Source organism: Candidatus Poriferisodalis sp. (genome assembly GCF_965204125.1).
In the GTDB taxonomy this organism is placed as follows: domain Bacteria; phylum Actinomycetota; class Acidimicrobiia; order Acidimicrobiales; family Poriferisodalaceae; genus Poriferisodalis.
The window spans coordinates 458,613-482,233 of the sequence record NZ_OZ241968.1; the positions used below are offsets into that span (position 1 = coordinate 458,613).

18 protein-coding genes are annotated in these 23,621 nt (G+C 68.6%); 7 read left to right on the top strand and 11 right to left on the bottom strand.

Annotation, left to right across the window (positions count from 1 at the left end; translation table 11 throughout):
- Nucleotides 1-32: 32 nt before the first annotated feature.
- The 7 genes from ACOGXD_RS02305 to ACOGXD_RS02335 all read right to left on the bottom strand — a co-directional run bounded on the left by ACOGXD_RS02305 (nt 33) and on the right by ACOGXD_RS02335 (nt 11,179).
- Nucleotides 33-3,596, bottom strand: a complete 3,564-nt coding sequence (locus ACOGXD_RS02305) for an indolepyruvate ferredoxin oxidoreductase family protein (protein WP_419916319.1) — start codon at nt 3,594-3,596, stop codon at nt 33-35.
- A gap of 125 nt (nt 3,597-3,721) precedes the next feature.
- A complete protein-coding gene (locus ACOGXD_RS02310; protein WP_419916320.1) occupies nt 3,722-5,023 on the bottom strand; it encodes an MFS transporter in 1,302 nt (433 codons plus the stop codon).
- 83 nt (nt 5,024-5,106) lie between these two features.
- Entirely contained in the window at nt 5,107-5,787 is a 681-nt protein-coding gene (locus ACOGXD_RS02315) for a hypothetical protein (protein WP_419916321.1), read from the bottom strand.
- A gap of 18 nt (nt 5,788-5,805) precedes the next feature.
- Nucleotides 5,806-6,360, bottom strand: coding sequence for a glycine/sarcosine/betaine reductase selenoprotein B family protein (locus ACOGXD_RS02320; protein WP_419917344.1), 555 nt, complete (start codon nt 6,358-6,360; stop codon nt 5,806-5,808).
- The gene (locus ACOGXD_RS02325; protein ID WP_419916322.1) at nt 6,300-7,076 is read right to left on the bottom strand and encodes an SDR family NAD(P)-dependent oxidoreductase; all 777 of its coding nucleotides are present in this window, start codon (nt 7,074-7,076) and stop codon (nt 6,300-6,302) included. The genes ACOGXD_RS02320 and ACOGXD_RS02325 overlap by 61 nt, the downstream gene beginning before the upstream one ends.
- Before the next feature lie 26 nt (nt 7,077-7,102).
- Nucleotides 7,103-8,002 (bottom strand): phytanoyl-CoA dioxygenase family protein, encoded by a 900-nt coding sequence (locus ACOGXD_RS02330; protein ID WP_419916323.1) that lies wholly within the window; start codon nt 8,000-8,002, stop codon nt 7,103-7,105.
- A gap of 27 nt (nt 8,003-8,029) precedes the next feature.
- The gene (locus ACOGXD_RS02335; protein WP_419916324.1) at nt 8,030-11,179 is read right to left on the bottom strand and encodes a glycosyltransferase; all 3,150 of its coding nucleotides are present in this window, start codon (nt 11,177-11,179) and stop codon (nt 8,030-8,032) included.
- Nucleotides 11,180-11,286: 107 nt separating this feature from the next.
- Here ACOGXD_RS02335 and ACOGXD_RS02340 point away from each other — a divergent pair, with 107 nt between their 5' ends.
- The 3 genes from ACOGXD_RS02340 to ACOGXD_RS02350 are packed head-to-tail and all read left to right on the top strand — an operon-like array spanning nt 11,287 to nt 14,322.
- Nucleotides 11,287-12,156: an ABC transporter permease gene (locus ACOGXD_RS02340; protein ID WP_419916325.1), complete on the top strand. Its 870-nt coding sequence runs from the start codon at nt 11,287-11,289 to the stop codon at nt 12,154-12,156.
- Nucleotides 12,153-12,902 carry an ABC transporter ATP-binding protein gene (locus ACOGXD_RS02345; RefSeq protein WP_419916326.1) on the top strand — a complete coding sequence of 250 codons (750 nt, stop codon included), beginning with the start codon at nt 12,153-12,155 and terminating at the stop codon, nt 12,900-12,902. Before ACOGXD_RS02340 ends, ACOGXD_RS02345 begins: the two co-directional genes overlap by 4 nt.
- A gap of 40 nt (nt 12,903-12,942) precedes the next feature.
- Complete coding sequence (locus ACOGXD_RS02350; protein ID WP_419916327.1) at nt 12,943-14,322, top strand: LLM class flavin-dependent oxidoreductase; 1,380 nt, start codon at nt 12,943-12,945, stop codon at nt 14,320-14,322.
- Nucleotides 14,323-14,392: 70 nt separating this feature from the next.
- On the opposite strand, the gene ACOGXD_RS02355 is transcribed toward ACOGXD_RS02350, so the two are convergent.
- The 3 genes from ACOGXD_RS02355 to ACOGXD_RS02365 are packed head-to-tail and all read right to left on the bottom strand — an operon-like array spanning nt 14,393 to nt 17,905.
- Complete coding sequence (locus ACOGXD_RS02355; RefSeq protein WP_419916328.1) at nt 14,393-15,205, bottom strand: SDR family NAD(P)-dependent oxidoreductase; 813 nt, start codon at nt 15,203-15,205, stop codon at nt 14,393-14,395.
- Nucleotides 15,206-15,232: 27 nt separating this feature from the next.
- On the bottom strand, nt 15,233-16,555 hold the full coding sequence (gene hmgA, locus ACOGXD_RS02360; protein ID WP_419916329.1) for a homogentisate 1,2-dioxygenase: 1,323 nt from the start codon (nt 16,553-16,555) through the stop codon (nt 15,233-15,235).
- Between the two features lie 30 nt (nt 16,556-16,585).
- On the bottom strand, nt 16,586-17,905 hold the full coding sequence (locus tag ACOGXD_RS02365) for an MFS transporter (protein ID WP_419916330.1): 1,320 nt from the start codon (nt 17,903-17,905) through the stop codon (nt 16,586-16,588).
- 77 nt (nt 17,906-17,982) lie between these two features.
- On the opposite strand from ACOGXD_RS02365, the gene ACOGXD_RS02370 reads away from it, so the two are divergent.
- The 4 genes from ACOGXD_RS02370 (at nt 17,983) to ACOGXD_RS02385 (ending at nt 22,706) form a co-directional block, all read left to right on the top strand.
- Nucleotides 17,983-19,002, top strand: a complete 1,020-nt coding sequence (locus ACOGXD_RS02370) for an NAD(P)-dependent oxidoreductase (protein WP_419916331.1) — start codon at nt 17,983-17,985, stop codon at nt 19,000-19,002.
- A gap of 31 nt (nt 19,003-19,033) precedes the next feature.
- Nucleotides 19,034-20,101, top strand: a complete 1,068-nt coding sequence (locus tag ACOGXD_RS02375; protein ID WP_419916332.1) for a TIGR03617 family F420-dependent LLM class oxidoreductase — start codon at nt 19,034-19,036, stop codon at nt 20,099-20,101.
- A gap of 121 nt (nt 20,102-20,222) precedes the next feature.
- Entirely contained in the window at nt 20,223-20,966 is a 744-nt protein-coding gene (locus tag ACOGXD_RS02380; protein WP_419916333.1) for an SDR family NAD(P)-dependent oxidoreductase, read from the top strand.
- 84 nt (nt 20,967-21,050) lie between these two features.
- Nucleotides 21,051-22,706 carry a SulP family inorganic anion transporter gene (locus ACOGXD_RS02385; protein ID WP_419916334.1) on the top strand — a complete coding sequence of 552 codons (1,656 nt, stop codon included), beginning with the start codon at nt 21,051-21,053 and terminating at the stop codon, nt 22,704-22,706.
- Between the two features lie 50 nt (nt 22,707-22,756).
- On the opposite strand, the gene ppk2 is transcribed toward ACOGXD_RS02385, so the two are convergent.
- On the bottom strand, nt 22,757-23,596 hold the full coding sequence (gene ppk2, locus ACOGXD_RS02390) for a polyphosphate kinase 2 (protein WP_419916335.1): 840 nt from the start codon (nt 23,594-23,596) through the stop codon (nt 22,757-22,759).
- Between the last annotated feature and the right edge of the window lie 25 nt (nt 23,597-23,621).

The window sequence follows — 23,621 nt, forward strand, 5'->3', positions numbered from 1 at the left end:
CAGCCCGGGATTGGCTGCGTGGTAGGCGAAGCTCAGGCGCCGAGTTCGGCGGCGCGGGCTCGGAACAGCTCGACGTTGTTCTCTTTGATTTCTTCGTAGCCGCGGATCATGTCGGGAAGCTGGGCGATCTCGACGGCTCGGGCGTAGGCGGCATCGTCGCCTGCGCCCAGCGTGTCGAGTGCCCGCTCGATCATGCCGCGGTACTCGTCGATCAGCTCGCGCTCCATCTTGCGATGGGCGGTCTTGCCGAAGATGTCCAGCGCCCCGCCGCGCAGGCCCTTCATCCGCGCCAGCAATGCGAACGCCATGTCGCCGGAGCGGCCGAGGCCGATCTTCTTCTCGACACCCATGCGCCGCATGATCGGCGGGTGCAGCTTGTAGGTGACTTCGCTCTTGTCGCCGAACTGGTCGCGCACGGCCTGCTGGAACGCCTTGGAGCGGTGCAGCCGGGCCACCTCGTACTCGTCCTTGTAGGCCATCAGCTTGTAGAGGTACGTGGCCACGGCCTCGCTGAGCGCCGTCTCGCTGCCCGCCGCTGCCTCGGCCTCGCGCACCTTGGCAATGAAGGCGGCGTACGCCGCTGCGTATGCGCGGTTCTGGTAGGCCACCAGGTCGGGCACCCGGATGCGCAGCAGCCGTGCCAGCTCCTCGGACTGGCTGGGCACCGTGTCGATGAGGTCCTGCTCACGACCTGACGGGCCGGTGTCACGCTTCACCTTGCCGACCCGCTCAACCTCGAGCGTTCCGAGGAAGTCGGGGTCGAGCACGATCTTGCGGCCGATGCGGAACGCCTGGGTGTTCATCTCCACCGCAACGCCGTTCAGCTCGATGGCCCGCTCGATCGCCGAAGCGCTGATCGGGACCACGCCCGCCTGGTAGGCAGCGCCCACCACCAGCACATTGGCCGGCATGTGCGAGCGGAACAGGCTGTCCGACAGCGTGCCCGCGTCGAAGTAGACGTTGCGCTCGGGGCTGGTGGACTCGTCGATGACCCGCTGGAAGGCCGTCCACTCGGGGAACTCGGCGGAGGTGTCACGCACCATCGAAGTGGTGGGCACCTTCGACGACGACACCACAGCCACCGTCTTGCCGGCCAGGGCCTTGTCGAGGTTGGCCGGGTTGGTGCCGGTGAGCAGGTCGAACACGATGTAGGCATCGGCCTCGCCGAGCCCGACCTTGTTGGCCTCGTCGCCGCCGTCGTGATCCGCCGCCGAAACGTCGTCGCCGTTGGCGCCCATTTTCCGGACCTTGAGGTTCGACAGCACCGGGCCGCCCTTCTGGGCGAGACCGGTCTGGTCGAGGCCGTTGGCCGTCTTGCCGTCGAGCAGGGCGGCCGTCGCCAGCATCTGGTTCACCGTGACCACGCCTGTGCCGCCGATGCCCATCATCAAGATGTTGCCCTCGTCGATCCGGTCGGGTTCGGGCAGGTCGTCGCCAATGTGCTCGATCGCCACCGTGGCCTTGGTGGGGATCTTCCCCGCCGGCACCACCTCGATGAACGCCGGGCAGTCGCCATCAAGGCAGGTGAAGTCTTTATTGCACGACGACTGGTGAATCTGCGTCTTGCGGCCGAACTCGGTCTCGATGGGCTGCACGCTCAGGCAGCTCGACTTCTCGCCGCAGTCGCCGCAGCCCTCGCAGACCGCCTCGTTGATGAACACCCGCGTGTTGGGCTCAGCCACCTTGCCGCGCTTGCGGTCGCGCCGCAGCTCGGCTGCGCATGCCTGGTCGTAGATCAGCACCGTGCAACCCTCGATGTCACGCAGCAAGCGCTGTGCTTCGTCCATGCGGTCGCGGTGCCAGACGTCGGTGCCTGGGGCGAACTCTGCATCGGCGGGGTACTTGCCAGGGTCGTCGGTGACCACCATCACCTTGGCCACGCCTTCGGCGAGCACCGATCGCGTGAGCTCCGGCACGGCCATGCCGCCGTCGATGTCCTGACCGCCCGTCATGGCAACCGCACCGTTGTAGAGGATCTTGTAGGTGACGTTGGTGCCGGCGGCCACAGCCTGGCGCAGCGCCAGCGAACCGGAGTGGTGGTAGGTGCCGTCGCCGATGTTCTGGAACCGGTGCTCCATGGTCACGAACGGCGCCGCGCCGACCCACTGGCAACCCTCGCCGCCCATCTGCGTGGTGCCGCGCACGTTGCGGGTAGGTGTCATGGCCGCCATGCCGTGGCAGCCGATGCCGCCGCCAGCCTCGGAGCCCTCGGGCACCCAGGTCGAGCGGTTGTGGGGGCAACCCGAGCAGAACCCCGGCGTGCGGCCGGCGGCCTTCTCGCCCTTGGAGGTGGTGACTGCGAGCGGGATCGTGATGCGCTCGGGTACGGCCGGCCCGATGCCTTCGGGACCGAGCCGGTCCACCAGGAACGGCCGGATCTTGCGCGCGATGAGATCGGCGTCCATCTCGCCGTGGCCCGGGAACCAGAAGCCGCCCTGCTGGTCGCGCTTGCCGAGCACGACGGGCGCGCCGGCCACGCCGTAGAGGTTCTCCTTCATGAGCGTCTCGATGATCGAGCGCTTCTCTTCCACAGCGACGATCACGTCGAGCCCGTCGGCGAACTCGCGCAAGCTGGAGGGCTCGAGCGGCCACACCACAGCCGGCTTCCAGATGCGGACGCCGCGGCGCTCCAGCTCGATGTCGTCGAGGCCCATGCGGTCGAGCGCCTCGCGCAGGTCGTAGTAGGTCTTGCCTGCGGCGACGAGGCCGATCCGGGCGTCGCGGGTGGGAACGGTCTGGCGGTTCAGCTTGTTGGCCGCCACGAACTCGTCGACCGCGACCATGCGGCCCTCGTGGATCTCGAGCTCCATGCGCACCGCGTTCGGGCCGAACAGGGCGTCCTGCTGGGTGTGCGCCCAGGGCTTGCCCTCCCATTCGAACTGGGGACGGGCGACCGACACACGGCCGGGGCCGACCTGCACGGTTGCGTAGCCGTCGGCCACGTTGGTGACGATCTTGAGCGCCGACCAGAAGCCGCTGTAGCGGGACAGCTCGTAGCCCCAGCGCCCGTAGTCGATGACTTCCTGGACCGAGCCGGGATACAGGATCGGCGTCTGGAAATGGATGAGCACCGGCTCGGACTCCGACGCCAGCGTCGAGGACTTCGATGCAGGGTCGTCGCCCGCGACGAGCAGCACGCCGCCCTTGGGATCGACGCCGCAGACATTCGCGTGCTTGATCGCATCGCCGGAGCGGTCAACCCCCGGGGCCTTGCCGTACCACATGCCCAGCACGCCGTCGAAGCGGCCCTCGAAGTTGCGGTTCGAGAGTTGGCTTCCCCACACGATCGTGGCACCCAGATCCTCGTTGAGGCCGGGCTCGAAGATGATGTTGTTCTGCTCGAGCTCGGTGGCGTTGGTCGTCATCAGCGAGTCGATGCCGCCCAGCGGCGACCCGCGGTAGCCCGACACCATGGCCGCGTTGTTCAGCCCGTCACGACGATCTGCCCGCAGCTGATCCAGCAGCACGCGCAGCAGCGCCTGCACGCCCGACATGGCCACATCGCCCTCGACGCGGTCGAAGCGATCCTCGAGCTTGAAGTCGGCGAGTGCCATCGAATCCCCCTCATGGGCCGCGGCGGCGGGTGCGGCGGCCACCAGCGAGGCTACCCGTCAACCCGATTTGCCGCCGGTGAAGCGAGGACGCCCAGAAACCCTCCAGCGCGCGGCTGCGGGCTGGTCGCCGGCGACTTCAGGCTGGCGGCTGCGGGCTCAGTCTCCTGTCAGTGCTTGGGCAGGAGTCCCGGCCGGGGCAGCGTGAATGCCAGGCCCAGCGCGCAAGCGTTGGCAACTGCCGCCATGGTGAAGGTCCAGCCATAGCCCCCGGTTGCATTCAGCAGCAGCTGCGCCACGTACGGCCCGATCGCGGCGCACGACCCCGCGGTCGCGAAGAAGCGGCCGACGATCGCACCGGCATGGGTACGGCCGAAGTAGTCGGCGACCAGCGCCGGGAAGACCGCCACGCTCCCGCCGTAGGAGAGCCCGAACGCGATCGCCGAGGCGTACAGCAACACCAGGTTGTCGGCCACGGCAAAGCCGACGAACGACAACGTCTCGACCGCCAGCGCCAGCCCCACGGCTCGGCGGCGGTCGATGCGGTCCGACAGCGGACCCGTCACGATGCGCCCCACAAGGCCTCCGACGCCGACCGAGCTGATGACTCCTGACGCCCACTGCAGGGAGAAGCCAAGGCTGCGGGCGTACTGAACGCCGTGTGCGAACGGCACGAACACGACGACGAACGTCAAGGCGAACATCCCGAAGATGCGCCAGAACACCGAGGTGCGCCACGCTGCGGAGGCCGTCCACGCCGTGCGGGGATTCTCGGCGTCGGGGGCGCTGCTGCGGGTGGCTTCCACCACGAATCCCGCCGGCCTCGACACGACCCGCGAACGGGCGAGCGGGCGGTCAGCGGGATCCGGCGTGCGACCGTCGGGATACTGGCCGATCGACTCGGGATCGCGCACGAAGAGCATCGCGGTAGCCGCCATGAATACGCCGCCCACAACGGCCATCACGGCGATCGCCGTGCGCCAGCCGAACTGCGAGACGAGCCACGCAGCGATCGGCGGTGCCACGATCCCGCCGGCACTGCCGCCCGAGCCCACGATCCCCGTCGCCAAGCCGCGCCGAGCGGTGAACCAGCGCACGACGGTGGCATTCGCGGGCACCCACGACGACGACATGCCGAGCGGCGCGATCACCGCCAGCCCGATGAAGACCAGCACCAAGCTCGGCGCAGACGACAGCACCAGGTAGCCGGCAGCCAGCAGCAGGGCGCCCACGGCGATGACCTGACGGGGGCCGATCCGGTCGGTGAGCTGCCCGCTCCAGACGCTGATGGCGCTGTAGTTGAGGATGTACAGCGCGTACGCGAGCTGCAGCCAGTTGGTCGACCAGCCGGTGTCTGCGCTGATGGCGCCCTCGAAGGTGCCGTAGCTGAATTGCAGGCCGTACACGATGAACAGCACCCAGAAGCCGGCCCACGCCACGCGCCAGCCATGGAAGGGCCGGCCGATCAGCACGAAACGCCGCCGGGCTGCCGTCTCATGGGCACAGTCACGAGATGAGCTTCATCTGTGCGGTTTGCCGCCCGAGGCGGCATCCGCTACATGTCGCCTGGTGCCAGGAAGAACCAGATGGGCTGCTTCTCGCCGGCGTCGGCCATGGCCTTGCGGGCGGCCATGATCGTGCGGCCCGCCTCAGTGGAGGTGAAGAACCAGCGAGCGCCCGCCCACGGGGCCGGTGCGTGCTCGGCCAGCGCCAGCGCGGCGGTCTCGTAGTAGCCCCGGATGTCCTGCGCCACCCGCGCCGGAATGCCCGGAATGCCAGCTTCCTTCCACGGTGTTCCCTCGGCTACACGCACGAACGACTGCACGGCCGCACCGATGTCGTCGGCGGCCACGACTCGCCCCGCGCCGGTGCGGTTCCCCAGCTTGGCCACGGCCCGGTCGTAGGCCTGCCGCAGCCCGTTGGCCTCGTCGACTGCGGGATGCAGGCTGGGGTCGTGCCGCGGCGGCAGCTCGCACGACATGGTGGCGGTGCCGTCGTCGTCGATCGACTCCGCGAACTTCTCCACAACCGGCTCGGGCGAGGTGAGCAGCCCGAAGGCGTGGGCCAGCACCCGGTGCTGGAAGTCGGCATCGTTGGGCTTGCCGAGCGGGCGCCCCAGCGGGAAGTCGCACCAGAGGCCTCGCGGCGGGGCGGTTCCCTGGATGTGGGCGCCGATGGAGCCCAGCGCCACGGTGGCGATACCGGCTTCCTCGAAAACGTGGGCGAGCGTACTCACGGTACGCGTGCACAGTGGTCAGACGGGGGTGAGCAGCACCACGTCCACCTCGTGGTCACGCAGGAACTTGGCCCCCGCAGGCCCGGAGTCCATCCGCACACCGGACAAGTCGAACTGGTTACCGGCGTAGGACAGGTGGATGTCGGAGACCTCGCCGATGGTGCCGTCGGCGGCGAGCTCGTCGAGACGGTCGATCGGGAACACCGTGTTGAGGTCGAGGGCAATCCCAGTGGCGTCGAAGTTGGGGCTCCAGTGGCCGCACATGTAATCGCGACGGCTGCCGTCGAGCACCCGGTAGCCGGTATCGATCGGCTCGAAATCGTCCTGGTCGGGATGGTGCAGCGACGCCGAGGTCACGATGGCGACCTTGGCCTCCGCCAGGGGCGGGGGCGTGGTGAACGCTGTGGTCTCGAAGTCGGGGAGCTCGAGCCCCCCCGTCAGTGCCTTGACATCGGAATCAGCCATGGCGGCAACGCTACGACGTGCCGCACTGGCTTGCTCGGCACTGGGAGCTAAGCGGATTCCTCGACGTCGAGGGAGCGTTGGCGGAGGCGGCGCATGCCTCTGAGCCAGCGATCGGGGTCAGAGGCCTTGCGTTCTACGTAGGTCTGGGCCTCAGGGTGGGACAGGATCAGGAACCGCTCCTCGGCCATCGCCTCGGTGATGACCTGCGCCACGAACTCGGGCTCGACGATGCCGTCGGTGCCGCCATCGGCGAGTCGCTGCGGGGCCATGGCGGTGTTCACGCCCTGCGGGCACAGCACCGAGACCCGGATGCCGTCATCGCCGTGCAGAATCGCCTCCATCTCGGCCAGCTTGATGCAAGCTGCCTTGGTGACCGAGTAGGGCGCTGAGCCCATGGCCGCCAGCAATCCGGCGGCGCTGGCGGTGTGCACGAGATAGCCCTCGCCCCGGGCGAGCATGGAAGGCAGCACGGCACGGGCTGCGTACACGTGGCTCATCACGTGCAGCTCCCATTGAGACTGCCATGCGTCGTTGGAGGCATCCACGCCGCCGTCGGCGCCGGCGCCGGCGTTGGAGAAGAAGACGTCGATCGGGCCGTGCGCGTCAAGCGTGCGTTCGACCAGATCGGCGACGGCGGCTTCGTCGGTGACGTCGAGCCCGACGCCCTCGCAGCCGATCTCGTCCGCTACAGCTTGGGCAGTCTCGGCGTTGTAGTCGGCGACGACGATATGGCGAGCGCCCTCAGCCATCCAGTGCCGGGCTGTCGCGCCGCCGATGCCGCCTCCCCCACCCGTGATGATCGCAACCCGATCGCGCAGTTCCATGATGGCTTCCCTTCTGCCTTCGTGACCTAGGCCGTATCAGCGGTGCCGATGCCGCCGATCTCTTCGCCCTCGTCGATGGCCTTGATTCGAGCCGCGTATGCGGTCTCGGCTAGGCCCTCGGCCCCAAGGAACCGGCCGGGGCTGGCACCGTCGATGTGGCCCATGATCCCCCGGTAGAGGCTGAACCCGCACAGCGCCGCCAGCTCGTCGGGCATGTCGCGGACATCTTCGGGGGCGAGGCTGTAGTACTGGTTCTGCTGCTGGCGCATCCAGCCCCGGCAGTACTGCACGCTGATACCCAGGCGCCAGTCGTCGTTGGAGGTGTTGGCGCCGCCGCAGTGCCAGGTGCCGCCATTCACGATCAGAACTGAGCCAGCAGGCATCTCGGCTGCGATGTACTCCGGCTTCTCGCCCGGCTGGGGCTCGTGGTCGTAGCGGTGCGAGCCGGGCACCAGGCGGGTGGCGCCGTTGCGGTCGGTGAAGTCGGTGAACGCCCAGATGGTCGTCACCATGAACGGCGGGCGGGGCCGCGGCACATCGATCTGATCGACGAGGCCGTCGTCGGAATGCAGGCCCTGGTGCACCTCGCCGGGACCGATGTGCATGCACGTTGTGCCCGACAGGATCGCTCCGGGCTCCATCAGCTGCTGCGGGAACGGCAGCACGTTGCGGTGGATCGGCAGCTTCCAGAACGACCGGTCCTTGTGGAGCAGGTTGTACATGCGCTTGGTGGCGAACCCCTCGATGCGGTTGCCCTTCGGCTGCACGTTCAGCTCGTCCTCGACTCTGGCGACGGTCTCGCGGATCTCGGTGACCAGCTCGGGCTCGATGGCGCCTTCGACGATGCAGTAGCCGTTCTCGTCGACTTCGTCGAGATAGCGCTGGAGTTCGGATTCGTTCGCAGTGAGGTCCACGGTGCCGCTCATGGCCCCAGTCTCGCAGGACGGGAGCGGTCAGGCCTCTTCGACTCCAGCGAAGGACAGATCACAACCGTCCCGTACCTCGCTGGCCCGGCCGAGGAAGTGGCTGTCCTCCACGTTCCAGGTGTGCTCGTCGCCGTGGCGCACCCGCAGGTAACCGGCGCCGTGGGTCCAGTAGATGCGCCCGCCTGCCAGCGTGACGTCGTGGGCCAGGGCGATGTCGACCCGCCGGGGCACCCGCCGCCATCCACCGGCGGCTTCGAGGTCGTGGCGGGAGATCATCAGCACGCCGCCCGAGACGCCCACGAAGGGGATGTAGCGCTCTGAGAACTTCTGGCGGTTCTGATCGCGCACGGTGGTGTTGAGCCGTTCCAGGTACACGTACTCGGCGGACTTGCCGATCAGCTCTGCCCGGGAGTATTCGTGGGCGAGCGCTAGGTCCCAGAGGTGCTCGGCGCCGTAGTAGTCGTCGTCGTCCATCTTGGTGAGCAGCGATCCGCCGGCTGCCTCTGCGGCAGCTCGCAGCACCCCTCCCAGGTTCTCCGTGCTGTCGACTCGGACGATCTGGAGAGGCTGGCCGAGGTTGCCTGCCAGCGCTTCGATCTCCGCATCGCTGTCGAAGCCGTCGCCGTGCAAGGCGAGCACTAGCTCGAGGCGGGGGTAGGTCTGGCGGGCGGCGGTCGTGATGACATCGGCCACACGGTCCGGCCGCCGGGTCGGGGCCAAGATGGACACCTCGGGCGGCTGGGCGCTGACGCCCGTGGCCGAGAGGATCTGGCGGGCTCGGCTGCGCAGCGAGTGGTCGCGCAGCGCGCAGCGCCGCATCTCGATGCTGAGCTGCTCGCGGCGGTGCGCATCGGCACCGGCGACATCGCCCGACGCCATCAAGTCGTGCAATGCCGGCCCGAGAGTGGCTGCGAGCTCGGGATCGGGTGCGTCGATGTGCACGACAACGCCGGCGCCGGCCAACGCCGCCAGCGCTCCTGCCCGCTGCACCGCGTCTCGGTGGTCGGCGGCGCTGTCGGTGAGATAGTGCGGGGCGCGCAGGTCGGTGAGCAGCTCGCCGCCGAGGTAGAGACTGAAGATCGAGCCACGCGCCAGTGACAGCAGCGATCGCACCGACACCGGTTCCGGCTCGGACCCGGCCGACCAGCCGATCGGGTTGACCGCCTCGGGATTGAATGCCTGCACCCTGGCCAACGGGGCCATGTCCGCCAGTACGACGACCGCCGGCCGCCGCTCGCCCCGAGTGCCTCGAAGCGCCGCTTCGCCGGACTTGGCCGAATCGGCCACCACCACATCGACGTGATGATCGCCGTCGTCGCCGACGTGGGTTGCCACCCTGGTGGAGGCAGCGAAGACCGCCGATGCCTCGCGGCCGGCGGCCACGATCTCGGCGCCGAGCGGGTAGCGGGCGAGGCGCTGCACGTAGCGCTGGCTGCGCGGCTGCAGGCCCAGCCAGATGCGCAGGCGCTTCTTGATCCTCTTGACGAGACGCGGCCAGTGCTTGCGGGCCCGCCGCAGCGCCCACATCATGCTGCGGAACTTCCAACGCAGGTTCTTGAGACGCCACCACACAGCCCGTGCGACCGTGCCGCTGAGGCGGGCGACGTCGGAAGGCCGCCGGATGCGTCGCACCGCGACGAACAGCGTCGAGCCGTGCCGGCGCATCCGGGCCCACATCCGCAGGAAGCGCTTGGCGGGCCCGTGCAGCTTGCCGGCGAGCCATCCCTGCGGCTTGGCCTCCTGGGTGACCTGCAGGCTGTCGACGTCGAGCTCGACGACGCTGCCGAACTCGCCGACGGTCCGACCGCAGCGGCGGGCGCGGTGGACGGCCCAGCCGCGGGTGATGCCCACCCGGTGTCCTGAGGCCAGGTCCGACGCTCCGGCGGCGGCGGTGCCGAGCTGGTTCTGCAGACGGTCGAGCATGCGCGGCCGGATGCCGGCGCCGGCGGGAACACGCACGTGGAATGCCGCTGCGGGATGCGCGAGCGCCGCGCCGCCAGCTTCGCCCACGCTCACCCGCGGGTCGGGGTCGAGCAGGCGGCCGAGCCGTTCGAATGGCTCGCCCGGTCGCTCGTCCACCCACACCACGAGGTCGTGGAGGCTGCTGGCCAGCACTTGTTCGACGGTGTCGAGCACCTCGGGTTCGTCGACGTGCCCAGGCTGCACGGTCACCACGAACTGCGGCACGGTGTAGGAGCGGCCGGGGGGCGAGGCGCGCAGCCGCCGGTCGGGAATGAGGTGCGAGAGCTTGTCGCGCTGCTGGGCGAGGCTGACGGTCTCGTCCTCGCTGAGCACTGCGCCTTCGCCTTGGTGCCAGCACAGCGCCGAGCGCTCGGGCACGAGCACTGCCCCCTGCGCGTAGGCGCGCCAGCCGAACTCGATGTCCTCCGAGCCCCATTGGGTGAACGTCTCGTCAAAGCAGCCTGCGGTCTCGAAGAATGCCTTCGACACAGCAAAGTTGCCGCCGGTCACTGTTCGGAAGACGTCATCGGCGTCGGAGGCGAGGTCGTCGGTGGCCTCCATGCGGCGCTCGATCCACTCGGGGCGCTGGATCGGCCGTCCTTCGAAGAGATCGGCGAGCGTGCCGGGCCGGTCGCGCACGTCGGCTGCCCCGATGCCGTCCACATCAACGTGGTGGCGGAACCCCAGCGTGAGCAGGTCGCTGGCTGCGTGGTGCCAGCGGGCGTGCGCGGCCAGCCAGTCGGCCTCGGGGACCATGTCGCAGTCGAGGAAGATCAGCACATCGCCTTGGGCAGCGCGGGCGCCGTTGTTGCGTGCCCGAGCCAAGCCGAACCCGAGGTCTTCCTGATGGACCACTCGCACGCTCAACCGGCTCGGACTCGCTGCCGCGGACTTGGATTCGCTGGCCGTCTGCTGGCCGGACGCGGGCCAGTCGAGCTCAGCGAGGTCGAGCTGCGGGTCGGAGCCATCGTCCACCAGGATGACTTCGAAGAGATCCCGGGGATAGGTCTGGCGCTCTAGCCCCGCCAGCGTCAGCGCCAGCGCATCCGGCGCCTCGTAGTAGGGAACAACCACGGTCACCGGCAGCAGCGGCTCGAACACGTCGAGCGGGGCCACCCCCAGCGAGCGCCAGTCATTGCCCCGCACGGCGGCGGGCGGCGGCGTGGGACGGTGTGCAGGCGGTGTGAACACGGGCGGTCCGTTGCGGTCAGACATCCGTTGCCGGACATCACTCGGCCGCGTGAGTATGCCCCTGCTGAGGGTCGCCACCCTGCAACGAGGCCCTTCGGCTCACCCTGCGGGGCCTTCGTAGGATGACCATCGTGAGTACTGAAGCCGCCGACGGCTCCGGCAGCTCCAGTTCGGGGGATGCGGCGGTCCGGCCGCTCATCGACCTGACATCGAGGCCGACGGCGCGGACCTACTTGCGCGAGGCGTGGCGTCGGCGCGAGTTCGCCATCGTGGTGCCAGCGCAGGACCTGCGGGCCCAGAACATGGACACCACGCTCGGCCAGCTCTGGCACCTGGTGAATCCGGCCCTGCTGGTCGGGGTCTATTTCCTGGTGTTCGGCGTCATCATCGACACCCGGCGCGGGGTCGACAACTTCCTGGGATTCCTCATCGTCGGCGTGGTGCTGTTCCATCTCACCCAGCGGGTCACCTTGGAGGCCTCCACCTCGATCACCCAGAACATGGGATTGATCCGCTCGATCCAGTTCCCGCGCATCCTGCTGCCCGCAGCGTCGGTCAACGGCCAGACCGCTGCGTTCGTGCCCGCACTGGCGCTGGCAATCCTGGCGGTGCTGGCGACCGGGGAGCTGCCGACGCTTCGCTGGCTGGTGCTGCCGGCGGTGCTGATAGCGCAGTTCGCCTTCAATTTCGGCACTGCGCTGCTCGTGGCCCGCATCGGCACCACGCTGCCCGACCTGCGCCAGATCCTGCCGCACCTGTTCCGGCTGCTGTTCTACGGCTCGGGCGTGATCTTCAGCGTCGACGCGTTCGTGCAGAGCACGGCGTGGCGGCGTGCGTTCGCGCTCAACCCGCTCTACGACGTCATCACGTGCGCGCGCTGGTGCCTGCTGGGCGAGCCCGTGGACCCCTGGGTGGTGGCCGGTCTGGTGATGTGGTGCATCGTGATGCCCGCAATCGGTTTCTGGGTGTTCCACCGGTCCGAGCAGAGGCTCGGCGCGTGAGCGACTTCGCCATCACGGTCGAGGTGCGCGACGCCCACGTCAGCTACCGGGTGTTCGAGGAGCCTGCCATGGGCCTCAAGCAGGGCTTCGCCCGGGGCCGGATGCGTCGCCAGTACCGCATGATCCCCGCAGTGCAGGGCGTGACGCTGGACCTGTTCGAGCGCGAGACGCTGGGGCTGATCGGGCCGAACGGTGCGGGCAAGTCGACGCTGCTCGCCGCTATGACCGGGCTGCTGCCGCTGCGCTCGGGCAGCATCCGGGGGCGGTCGCGGCCGTCGTTGCTCGGGGTGTCCTCGGTGCTGCGACCGGCGCTCTCGGGGCGCCGCAACATCCTGATCGGCGGGCTGGCGCTGGGCTTCACCCGTGCCGAGGTGGAGCGCCGGATGGACGAGATCATCGACTTCGCCGGGCTGCGTGCCGACATCGACCGGCCCATGCGCACGTACTCCTCGGGCATGCGCGCCCGGCTGCGCTTTGCCATCGCCACGGCCCGCATACCCGAGATCCTGCTGATCGACGAGGCGCTGACCGTCGGCGACGAGGAGTTCCGGCGGCTGGCTGCTGAGCGCATCGACGACGTGCGCTCAGCGTCGGGCTCGGTGGTGCTGGTCACCCACAACATGAACGAGATCCGGCGCTTCTGCGACCGGGTGGTCTGGCTGGACGAGGGCCGCATCCGCGCCGTCGGCGACCCAGCCGAGATCGTCGACAGCTACCTCGCAGCCCCCAGCCCCAACTCCCGCTAGGGCGGGACGGCTCGCAGCCAGTGGTGCGAGACTGGCCCACGTGGCGGCGGAAGCGGGCGCAGACGGGCAAGGCCGGCGCATCATCCTGAACGCGTTCACGATGAACTGCGTGGGCCACATACAGCAGGGGCTGTGGGTGCGCGACGACACCCGCCAACGGGAATACACCTCGCTCGAGCCTTGGCTGGAGCTGGCCCGGATCTGCGAGGCCGGATGCTTCGATGCCATCTTCCTGGCAGACGTCATCGGGCTGTACGACACCTACCGGGGCAGCGCCGACACGTCGCTGCGCGAGGCGATGCAGGTGCCCGTGAACGACCCGATGCTGCTGATCCCGGCTATGGCCACGGTCACCGAGCACCTCGGGTTCGCCTTCACCAGCAACGTGCTGCAGGCGCACCCCTTCACCTTCTCCCGCCAGATCTCCACGCTCGACCACCTCACGGGCGGGCGGGTGGCCTGGAATGTCGTCACCTCGTACCTGCAGAACGGCGCGCAGAGCCTCGGCTACCCGCGACTGCCCAAGCACGACACGCGCTACGAGCGAGCCGAGGACTACCTGGACGTCTGCTACAAGCTCTGGGAGGGCAGCTGGTCTGACGATGCCGTGGTGGCCGATATCGAGCGCGGCGTCTATACCGACCCTGACCGGGTGCGGCCGATCGACCACGAGGGCCCGTACTACTCGGTGGCCGGGCCTCATCTGGCCGAACCGTCGCCGCAGCGCACGCCGGTGATCTACCAGGCGGGCTCGTCGGATCGTGGGCGCGATTTCGCGGCCAAACACGCCGAATGCGTGTTTGTCGTGGCGGCCTCGCGGGGCTTGACACGCATTGCCGAGGACATCCGGCGCCGGGTGAGTGCTGTCGGTCGCCACCCCGATGAGGTGAAGATCATTGCCGGCCTGTCCCCCATCGTGGGCGGCACGGAGGCCGAGGCGAAAGCCAAGCACGCCGACTATCTCGAGACGCTTTCGCTGGAGGCAGGTCTGGCACACCTGAGCGGAAACCTCAACGTCGATCTGAGCCACATCGACCCCGACCAGCCGCTCGAGACGCTCGACACCGAGGGCGTGCGCGGCCCGGTGAAGTCGCTGCTGGATTCGGCCCGGCCGGGCACCCGAACCTTCGGCGACCTCATCAAGCTGAACATGGCCGGGCAATTCCTGGTGGGGTCGCCCGAGCAGATCGCCGACGGCATGCAGCACCGGCTGAACCAGGGTGTGGACGGCTTCAACCTGGTGTATGCCACCACCCCCGGCACGTTCGTCGACTTCATCGAAGGTGTGGTGCCGGTGCTGCGCGAACGAGGCCTGATGCAGCGGGAGTACCAGCCGGGAACGCTGCGCGAGAAGCTGTTCGGCCGCAGGCGCCTGCCCGAAACGCATTACGCCAGCGGCTTCCGCCAGCAGCGGGTGTAGCCGATCGGCGCGGCGGCTCGGCGGCGGCTAGCCAGCTCAGCCAGCGCGAATAGTGACGGCGGCGTCCGGTTCAGCCCCGCGGCGAGGCCCGAGTCGGTCCTCGCAACGTCACACCGCCGTCGACGACCAGCGTGTGGCCGGTGATGTAGCGGGCCTCGTCAGTACATAGGAAGCGCACTGCAGCACCCACATCCCAGCCGGTGCCCTCGATCTTGAGCACGCTGGCCCGTCGACGGGCCTCAGCGAGTTCGGGGGGCATCTCGTCGCCGCCGACGAGCGGCGTGCGCACGGGTCCGGGGGCCACGCAGTTCACCCTCACGCCATCGGCGCCGTGGTCAACGGCCATGGCGGTGGTGAGCGCCATGATCGCTCCCTTGGAGGTCGAGTACGCCGTCATGCCGCGGGGACGCAGCGCCGAGATCGACGAGATGTTGACGACTGCTCCCCCGCCTGAGTGCTCGATCATGGCCGGGATGGCGTGACGAGATGCCAGCACCATTGAGGTGAGGTTCACATCCATCACCCGCTGCCACCTCTCGACATCGCTGGTCACCACCGTGCCGTCGCTGCCGATGCCGACGTTGTTGACCAGGATGTCCAGCCGGCCCCACTGGTCGAGCGCGGCCTTCACCATTGCCTCGCAATCGGCTTCGACGGTCACATCGGCGCCGACAGCGATGGCGCTGCCTCCCTCGGCGCTGATCATCTCGACAGTGGCCTCGGCGAGCTCGGGCTTGCGGTCCACCGCCAGCACATGCGCACCGGCCTCGGCCAGCAGGATCGCCGCAGCGCGGCCGTTGCCGATCCCGTCGCCACGTGCCCCAGCGCCGGTGACGATCGCCACCCGGCCACCCAGGCCCGCAGTCGCCCGTATCGCAGTCATCCGTCGACGATCCAGCGGGGCAAGTGCTCAGCCGTCGCCGTTTCGGCGCAGGGTGCTGCGGTCGTCCAGCGGTGTCCATGCCGCGGCGTAGTCGTCCTGCAGCTCGTCGAGGCCGGCTGCCCACGCCGTGGGAACCCACGCGTAGCGCGACTCGAACATGAAGGCCAGCATGTCGGCCATCCGCCGGGGTTCGAGCTCGGCCGTGGTGCCGGCGTCGTAGGCCTCGATGTCAGGACCGTGGGGCAGAAAGGCGTTGTGGATGCTGACGCCACCGGGCAGGAACCCGCCCTCGGGCTTGGCGTCGTAAGTGCCCTCGATGAGCCCCATCAGCTCGCTCATCACGTTGGAGTGGTACCAGGGCGGCCGGAACGTGTGCTCCTGCACTGCCCAGCGCTCACGGAACAGCACGAAGTCGACGTTGGCGGTGCCCGCGGTGTCTGAGGGGGAGGTGAGCAATGTCCAGATGGACGGCGCCGGGTGGTCGAACAGCAGCGGGCCGAGCGGGCAGTAGTTGCGCAGGTCGTATTTGTAGGGGGCAAAGTTGCCGTGCCAGGCCACCACGTCGAGCGGCGAGTGCGGCAGATGGGTTTCGAGCAGGCGGCCGCCGTGCTTGAAGACCAGCCGGGTGGGTCGATCGTCAGCCTCGTAGCCAGCCATCGGGAAAAGGAAGTCGCGGGGCATGGCGAGTGCGTCCACGCCGATCAGCCCTGGATCGGGCAGCCGGAACGGGGCGCCATAGTTCTCGCACACGTAGCCCCGGGCCGTCTCCTCCATCAGCTCGACGCGGAACTTGACGCCACGGGGCACTGTGGCCAGTTCCGCAGGCCCGACGGCGAGGGTGCCGAGCTCGGTCACCAGTCGCAGCGCGCCCTGCTGGGGCAGGATCAGCATCTCGCCGTCGGCGTTGGCGAACACCTCGCCGTCCATGGAGCGATTGGCGACGTACAGGTGCGTTGCGGCACCCGTGCCGAGGTGGGCGTCGCCGTTGGCTGCGAAAGTGCAGAGGCCCTCGAGCCAGCTCAACGGCTCGTCGGGCACCCCGATCGGGCTCCAGCGCAGCTGGGCGACCGGCGGTGAGCCCTCGCGGCAGGGCGAAGTACGGATGCTGCCGGGGTCGATGTCACGCAGCGCAGTGACGTGGCGCACCGAGGGGCGGATCCGGTACATCCAGGTGCGCAGCGCATCGGCCCTGGGCGCCGTGAAGGCACTGCCGGTCAGCTGCTCGGTGTACAGGTCGTGGGTGACCCGCTGCGGGCTGTTCTGGCCGATCGGCAGCACACCAGGCTCCGCTTCGGTGGCGTGCTCGTTGCCGAAACCGCTCTGGTATTCGATGCCGAAGTCGTCCCCCATCGCGCCAGCCTAGGTCGCGCCGATGAGCCCCTATCGAGGCCCGGGCCTCGGGGCTTCGGGAGTAACGCTTCTTTGGCGGCGCATGATCAGCGCCAGCAGGGTCGCGCCGGCAGCAAGCACTGCGAAACCCGACCAGACCAAGTTGAAGCTGCCCGTCCACTCCGCGACGTAGCCCGTGACGAGACCTCCGATGCTGAGTCCGGACATGAAGCCGAGCATCACAATGCCCGACGCCCGGCCTGCCAGCGCGACGGGAATGCCGGTGATGATGGCCAGCATCGCAACGGCATTCCACGACATCATCGTGAACCCGGCGAGCAGCGACATCACCCATATGAGGCTGCTGTGGACAGTTGCCGCGCCGAGCAGCAGCGCCATCGCCACCACCGTGAACGCGGATTGGATGGCCAACGCGCTCGCGGGGTGCACCCGCCGCTCGGTGAGCCGGGCCCACCAGATGCGCGATCCGATTGCAGTCACGCCGGCTAGGGCGCTGGCCCATCCGGCCCAGAAGTTGGTCCAGCCCAGCGATTCCTCCGCAAAGAGGATCTGGAAGCGGCCGACGCCGCCCACGACGCTGCCCATCAGCAGCGAGAACCACGTGATCGTGATGATGAATCGGCGCTCCGCGAGCCCCATGCGCACCACCCTGGGCTGCGCGGGCGCGACGGCGAACACCGCACCCGGCGGCGCCTCGTAGGCGAAGACCGGCTCGCCGCCGGTCTTGGCGTCGGGCCGCAACCACAGCGCGATGCCCAGCGCGCACAACAGCGTCACCACGCCGTAGATGCCGGTCGCCCAGCGCCAGCCGTACAGAGCGGCGAGCGTCGGCAGCGTGGCGCCCGACAAGAACGTGCCGAACATGACACCGGACTGCTTCAGGCCGGTGATGGTGCCGCGACGACCCGCCGGCACACGCTCGGCGATGAGCTTGTTGGTGGCCGGATTGCACCAGCCTTGACCGAGGCCTGAGAACGCCGCCGCCGTCATGAGCAGCCACACGTTGGGTGCGAAGGCCATGCCGAACAGGCCCACCCCGGCAGTGCCGATCGTGAGCACCGTGGACACCTTCGGCCCGATCTGATCGGTGATGCGGCCCGACAGCGGCGCGAAGAGTGCTGCGACGACGGTGTTGGCGGTGAGGGCGACGCTGAACGCACCGGTGGTGATGCCGAGATCGCCGATCAGGTCGACCGCCACCACGGCTGGCGCCATGATCGGGAACGGGCCGAGCACCATCGTCGCGACCAGCACGAAGTTCAGGCCGAAGCGCTGCATCGGGTCGTCTTCGGTCGCAGCGACCTCGTCAGGCGCGCCCGCCGTCGCGCTCGGGGCGTCGCCGGTCCGCATCGCAGCGCACCCTATGGCTGTCGCCAGGCGATTGTGCGGCTAACTCGGGCCAAGGGCTCAGCCTCTAGCGTGCCAGCGTGAATTCTTCCCAGGTGCAGGTGCTGCTGCCGGCTGACGACTACGGGCGACTGGCTGATCGGCTGTCGGCGCTCGATCACGACATCACGCCGCTGCTGTGGAGCCGCGAGGGCGTGACGCTCACCGACGGCTCGGTCATCGCCGATGCGGGCGGCGTGCCGACCGGCGACGCCGACTACGCGCCGGTCGCCGCTTGGGTCTCGATCGGGCTGCTCTTCGGCGGCAACCTGGCGCCCTTCGTCGATGCGGCACTGGCCCCGGGGACACTCCGTTGGACGCAGGCTTGCTTGGCGGGAACTGATGCACCGCCGTTCCAGCAGCTTCTTGCTGCGGGCGTTCAGCTGAGCCGCAGCGACGCGCCCAACGATGCCACCGCCGAGCACACGATGTCGCTGGTGCTGAGCACGTTTCATGACTGGGCGGGACGGATCGACCGGCGCCGGGCTGGCGATTGGCTGCAGGTTCCCTGGCGGGAGGTGCGCGGCAGCCGGTGGCTCATCGTCGGCTTCGGCTCCATCGGCCGCAAGGTGGCCACGCTGGCCCGTGCATTCGGCGCAGCCGTCGTGGGCGCTCGCCGCAGCATGGCCGACGATGCCGATCTCAAGGCCACGGACGCCATGGTGACGATGGAGGCCATCGCGGATGAACTGCCGCTCGCCGATGTGGTGGTGCTGACGTGCCCGCTCACCGACGAGACCCGCGGGCTCGTCGACGCCGAGTTCCTGTCGGCTCTGCGTGACGACGTGGTGCTGGTGAACGTGGCCCGCGGCCCCGTTATCGACGCCGACGCACTCCTCGCCTGGCTGGACGGTGACCGTGCGGCGACCGCAGTGCTCGACGTGTTCGACATCGAGCCGCTGCCGGGTGACAGCCCGCTGTGGCAGCACCCCAAGGTGGTGATGACCACCCACATCGGCGGTGCCGGCAGCGGGATGGCAGCCCGCAACGACGACCTGTTCATCGCCCAACTCGACACGTTCCTGGCAGGCCGGGCGCCGCGCCTGCTCGTGGAGGGCTGAGCCGTGGAGGCTGGATCATGAAAGCTGCATCATGAAGACCGAGACGCTCCTGCCGCTGGGCAAGCTCGACCCCGGACTGCGCGCGCCCGATGTGCCGCTGGATGTGGCGAGCATCGGCGAGGCCGCTGCGCAGGTCGAAGCGCTGGGTTACGACGCCCTAGTGGTGGAAGAGACCAAGGACGACCCGTACCAGCTGCTCGCCATGGCTGCGGTGGCGACCACCACGCTCGGACTCGGCACCTCGGTGGCGATGGCGTTTCCGCGGTCGCCAACCGTCACCGCGCTGTCAGCATGGACGCTGCAGAAGGCATCGGCAGGACGGTCGATCCTGGGGCTGGGCTCCCAGGTACGCGGCCACATCCGCCGCCGCTACGGCATGGAGTGGTCAGCGCCGGGGCCGTGGATGCGCGACTACGTCGGCGCTGTACGCGCAGTGTGGCGCTGCTGGCAGGACCGCACGCCGCTGGAGTATGAGAGCGAGCATTACAGCCTGAACCTCATGGTGCCGCTGTTCGACCCCGGCCCGATCGACCACCCCGGTGTCCCGGTGCACATCGCTGCGATCAACCCGAACATGTGCGGTGTCGCCGGCGAGGTTGCCGACGGTGTGCGGCTGCACCCGGTGTGCTCGCCTCGCTACATCACCGAGGTGATGGCGCCCGCGGTCGCTCGCGGCGCCGAGCGGGCCGGGCGCGATGCCGATGAAGTCGAATGGTGCATGAAACCCCTCGTCGCCACGGCGCCGGACGAGGCAACCCTGGCCGCCGTGGCCCGCACGGTGCGCGAGCGCGTCGGCTTCTACCTCTCGACACCCGCCTACCGGGCGGCCTTCGATGTGCACGACTGGACGGACGAGGCAGAGCGAGCGGCGGTCCTCTCCAAGGCTCAACGCTGGGACGAGATCTCGGCGATCGTGTCCGACGACATGCTGCACACCATCGCCACAGTCGGCACGTACGACCAGATCGGCGGGCTGCTGGCGGAGCGATACGGGTCCCTGATCGACCGCATCGAGTTCTCGATTCCCGTCAACACACCCGACGACGGCGAGCAGCTCACCGGCATCCTCAGGGAGCTGCAGGCCGCCAGCCGTCACTGAGCGATCCCGACTGGTTCGCCGACAGCAGCGGCACCCGTGTCCGTCGAGGTCTAGGGTCTCGCCGTCACTCGCGCGCAGGTGTGGCGCGAGGCCGACCGTATTTGACATAGGGGGACAGCAGATGGGTGTTCTGGACGGACGGGTTGCGATCATCACCGGCGGTGCACGAGGGCAGGGCGCAATCGAAGGCCAGCTCTTTGCCGACGAGGGGGCGACTGTCGTGCTCACCGACGTGCTCGACGACGAAGGCGAGCGCACCGCGGGCGAGCTGGGATGCGACTACTTGCACCACGACGTTGCCGATGACGCGGCGTGGGACTCGGTGGTGGCCGACGTGGTCGGTCGCCACGGCCGCATCGACGTGCTGGTGAACAACGCCGGCATCTTTCAGGGCGCGGGTTTGATGAAGACCTCCACTGCCGACTTCGACCGCATGCTGGCGATCAATGCCCGCGGTGTGTTCCTGGGCATGCAGAAGGCCGGCGCGGCAATGGCAGAGGCCGAGTCGGGCTCGATCATCAACATCAGCTCGGTCGCGGGACTGATGGGCACCGCCGGGTCGTTCGCCTACAGCGCCAGCAAGTGGGCGGTTCGCGGCATGACGAAGTCGGCCGCAAAGGAACTTGGGCGTCGCGGCGTGCGGGTGAACTCTGTGCACCCCGGCTACATCGACACCGAGATGCTGGCGCAGACCAACGTGTTCACCGAGGACAGCGACCGCACCCGGCGCATTCTGCGCGGTGTGCCTCTGGGGCGCGTCGCCGAGCCAGCAGAGGTGGGCCGGGTGGTCTTGTTCCTCGCCTCCGACGCCAGCAGCTACTGCACCGGCCAAGAATTCACGGTGGACGGGGGCATGTTCGGCTGAGCTTGCGACATGATCCGAGGTGTTCGGATTCGTAGGTAGCCGCTAGGGCCTGAACTACTGTGGCCCGCGGGTGCATTGCACGCGGTGAGGGCTGACATGAACTACGACATCGGGAACCTCCGTGCCGATCTTCGAGCCGGGATCGTCTCGGCGATTGTCGTGCTGCCCTTGGCCCTGGCGTTCGGCGTGGTATCGGGCTTGGGCCCGATCGCGGGCCTGTGGGGTGCGGTCGCCGTTGGATTGCTCGCCGCAATCGCGGGCGGCACGCGAGTGCAGATCTCCGCTGCAACGGCTCCGGTGGCGCTTGCGGTGTCGTTCGTCCTCGTCAGGTACGCCGAGTCGGCCACCGAAGCACTCGCCATCATCTTCATCGCGGGGGTCATCCAGGTGCTGTTCGGGCTGCTGCGGATTGGCAGCCTGTTCCAGTACACGCCCCACTCGGTGACGTCGGGCTTCGTCAGCGGTGTCGGGGTCATGGTGGTGCTGCTGCAGGTGCTGCCGTTCTTCGGCGCCGAGCCCTTGCTGGGCAACCCGATCGATTCGATCCGCCACTGGGCCGACGCCGCCCGCGACATGGATTTCCATGCGTTCGGTGTGGCGGTTGCCACCTTCGTGATCTGCGCCGGATGGCCAAAGCGGTGGCGCAAGCATGTGCCGGCGGCGGCGGGCGCCCTGGTGTGCGGCACCGTCCTGGGCGTGTGGATCTTCGACGGAGCGCCGCGCATCGCCGAGGTGGTGGAGGCACCGTCGTTTTGGGCTATGGAGATGCCGGGTGCCGGCTTCTGGGGCGCCGTCGGGGCCGCCGTGACCATCGCTCTCATCGGCTCGCTGAGCAGCCTGCTGGGCGCCTCGTCCGCCGATTCGATGACCGGGCACCAGCACGATCCGAACCGAGAACTCCTCGGCGTGGGACTCGGCAATGCCGTCGCCGCGATGTTCGGCGGTCTGCCGGGCGCGGGCGCGCCAGGTGCCACTCAGTCCAATATCCGGGCCGGTGCACAGACCCGTGTCTCAGGCGTCGTCTCCGCGGTGGCGGCGCTCGTGCTGATCATCGTGCTCTCGGGCCTCATCGACAGCGTTCCCTATGGCGTGCTGGCCGGCATCTTGCTGTGGCTCGGGCTCAGCCTCATCGACTGGCGGTTGATCACGCACCTGTACCGGGTGCAGCCAGAGCACGTGCTGGTGATGCTGCTGACGCTGGGCCTGACCGTATTCGTCGACCTGCTGGTGGCCATCGCCGCGGGCATCGTCGCTGCTGCCCTTGCAGCCAGCCGTCGCTTCGAGCGGCTGGAGCTCGACAGCGTGTTGTCGGTACCGATGCTCGACGCCGTGTTCTTCGCCGACAGCGACCGGGTCGACGTCAGCCAATTCGACGCGTTCTCCGCACGAGTCGGCATGGTCAAGATGCGCGGCAGCTTCACCGTCGCCTCCTCGAACCGGCTGCGGATCGCCATCAGCAAGGACATCCAGGAGCACCAGGTGGTGATCCTGGACTTCACCGAGACCAGCTACATGGACGACAGCGCTGCGCTCGTGGTGGAGCAGCTCATCGACGCCGCGATGGAGCACGACACAGAGTGCATCGTCATCGGGGTCGACAGCCTGCCGGAAGGCAGCCTGCAGTCGCTGGACGTGCTGCATCGGGTGCCAGGCGACCACTTCGTGGCCAGCTTCGATGACGCTCGGGTGATAGCAGCGCGCCTGCTCGAGATCAACATGGAGTCCAGCTCACAGCCGTGAAGGCCTTCGCCCCGCCCGTGGCCGAGATGCTCAACGCCTCGGTCGGCGGATCAGTACAGCTCGGGCACGAAGGTTTGGTCTGACAGCGGCGGCCGCACGTACCCGCCCGACGGGCGCCGCTCGGGCAACTCGACGTGCTCCCACGGAACGGCCTCGTAGGGAATCTGCGACAGCAGGTGTGCGATGCAGTTGAGGCGGGCGGCGCGCTTGTCGTCGGCCGCCACGACGAACCACGGAGCCTGCTTGATGTCGGTGTGAGCGAACAGGGTGTCCTTGGCGCGTGAGAACTCCACCCAGCGCGCACGTGCCTCGAGGTCCATCGCGGAGAGCTTCCAGCGCCGTGCCGGGTCGGCGATGCGGCTCTGGAATCGGCGCTCCTGCTCCTCGTCGCTGACCGAGAACCAGTACTTGATCAGGATGATCCCCGAACGCACCAGCATCCGCTCGAATTCAGGGCACGAGCGCAGGAACTCCTCGTACTCCTCTTCGGTGCAGAAACCCATGACCGGTTCGACGAGGCCACGGTTGTACCAGCTGCGGTCGAAGAGCACCATCTCGCCCGCGGCGGGCAGTTCCTCCGCGTATCGCTGGAACCACCACTGTGTCTTCTCGCGGTCGCTCGGCGTTCCGAGCGCAACCACACGCACCACGCGTGGATTCAACCGCTCCATGATGCGCTTGATCGTGCTGCCCTTGCCGGCCGCGTCTCGCCCCTCGAAGATGACGACGACCTTGAGCCCCTTGTGGCGGATCCAGCGCTGGAGGCGGGCGAGTTCCTGCTGGAGCAGCTTGAGCTCGCTCTCGTACTTGCGGCGCGAAAGGCGGCTCTTGCGCTTCGGGGGCGGCACAAGCGCTTCGTCCTCCGGCACAGCAGCGGCGTTCGTGCCCATGGGTTCGGACAGTATCCGAGCGGCC

What these genes read in the sequence shown, in the direction of transcription:
- ppk2 (WP_419916335.1), bottom strand. Translation starts at nt 23,596, where the DNA reads ATGGGCACGAACGCCGCTGCTGTGCCGGAGGACGAAGCGCTTGTGCCG.
- ACOGXD_RS02375 (WP_419916332.1), top strand. Translation starts at nt 19,034, where the DNA reads ATGAAGACCGAGACGCTCCTGCCGCTGGGCAAGCTCGACCCCGGACTG.
- ACOGXD_RS02355 (WP_419916328.1), bottom strand. Translation starts at nt 15,205, where the DNA reads ATGACTGCGATACGGGCGACTGCGGGCCTGGGTGGCCGGGTGGCGATC.
- ACOGXD_RS02365 (WP_419916330.1), bottom strand. Translation starts at nt 17,905, where the DNA reads ATGCGGACCGGCGACGCCCCGAGCGCGACGGCGGGCGCGCCTGACGAG.
- ACOGXD_RS02335 (WP_419916324.1), bottom strand. Translation starts at nt 11,179, where the DNA reads ATGTCTGACCGCAACGGACCGCCCGTGTTCACACCGCCTGCACACCGT.
- ACOGXD_RS02330 (WP_419916323.1), bottom strand. Translation starts at nt 8,002, where the DNA reads ATGAGCGGCACCGTGGACCTCACTGCGAACGAATCCGAACTCCAGCGC.
- ACOGXD_RS02380 (WP_419916333.1), top strand. Translation starts at nt 20,223, where the DNA reads ATGGGTGTTCTGGACGGACGGGTTGCGATCATCACCGGCGGTGCACGA.
- hmgA (WP_419916329.1), bottom strand. Translation starts at nt 16,555, where the DNA reads ATGGGGGACGACTTCGGCATCGAATACCAGAGCGGTTTCGGCAACGAG.
- ACOGXD_RS02325 (WP_419916322.1), bottom strand. Translation starts at nt 7,076, where the DNA reads ATGGAACTGCGCGATCGGGTTGCGATCATCACGGGTGGGGGAGGCGGC.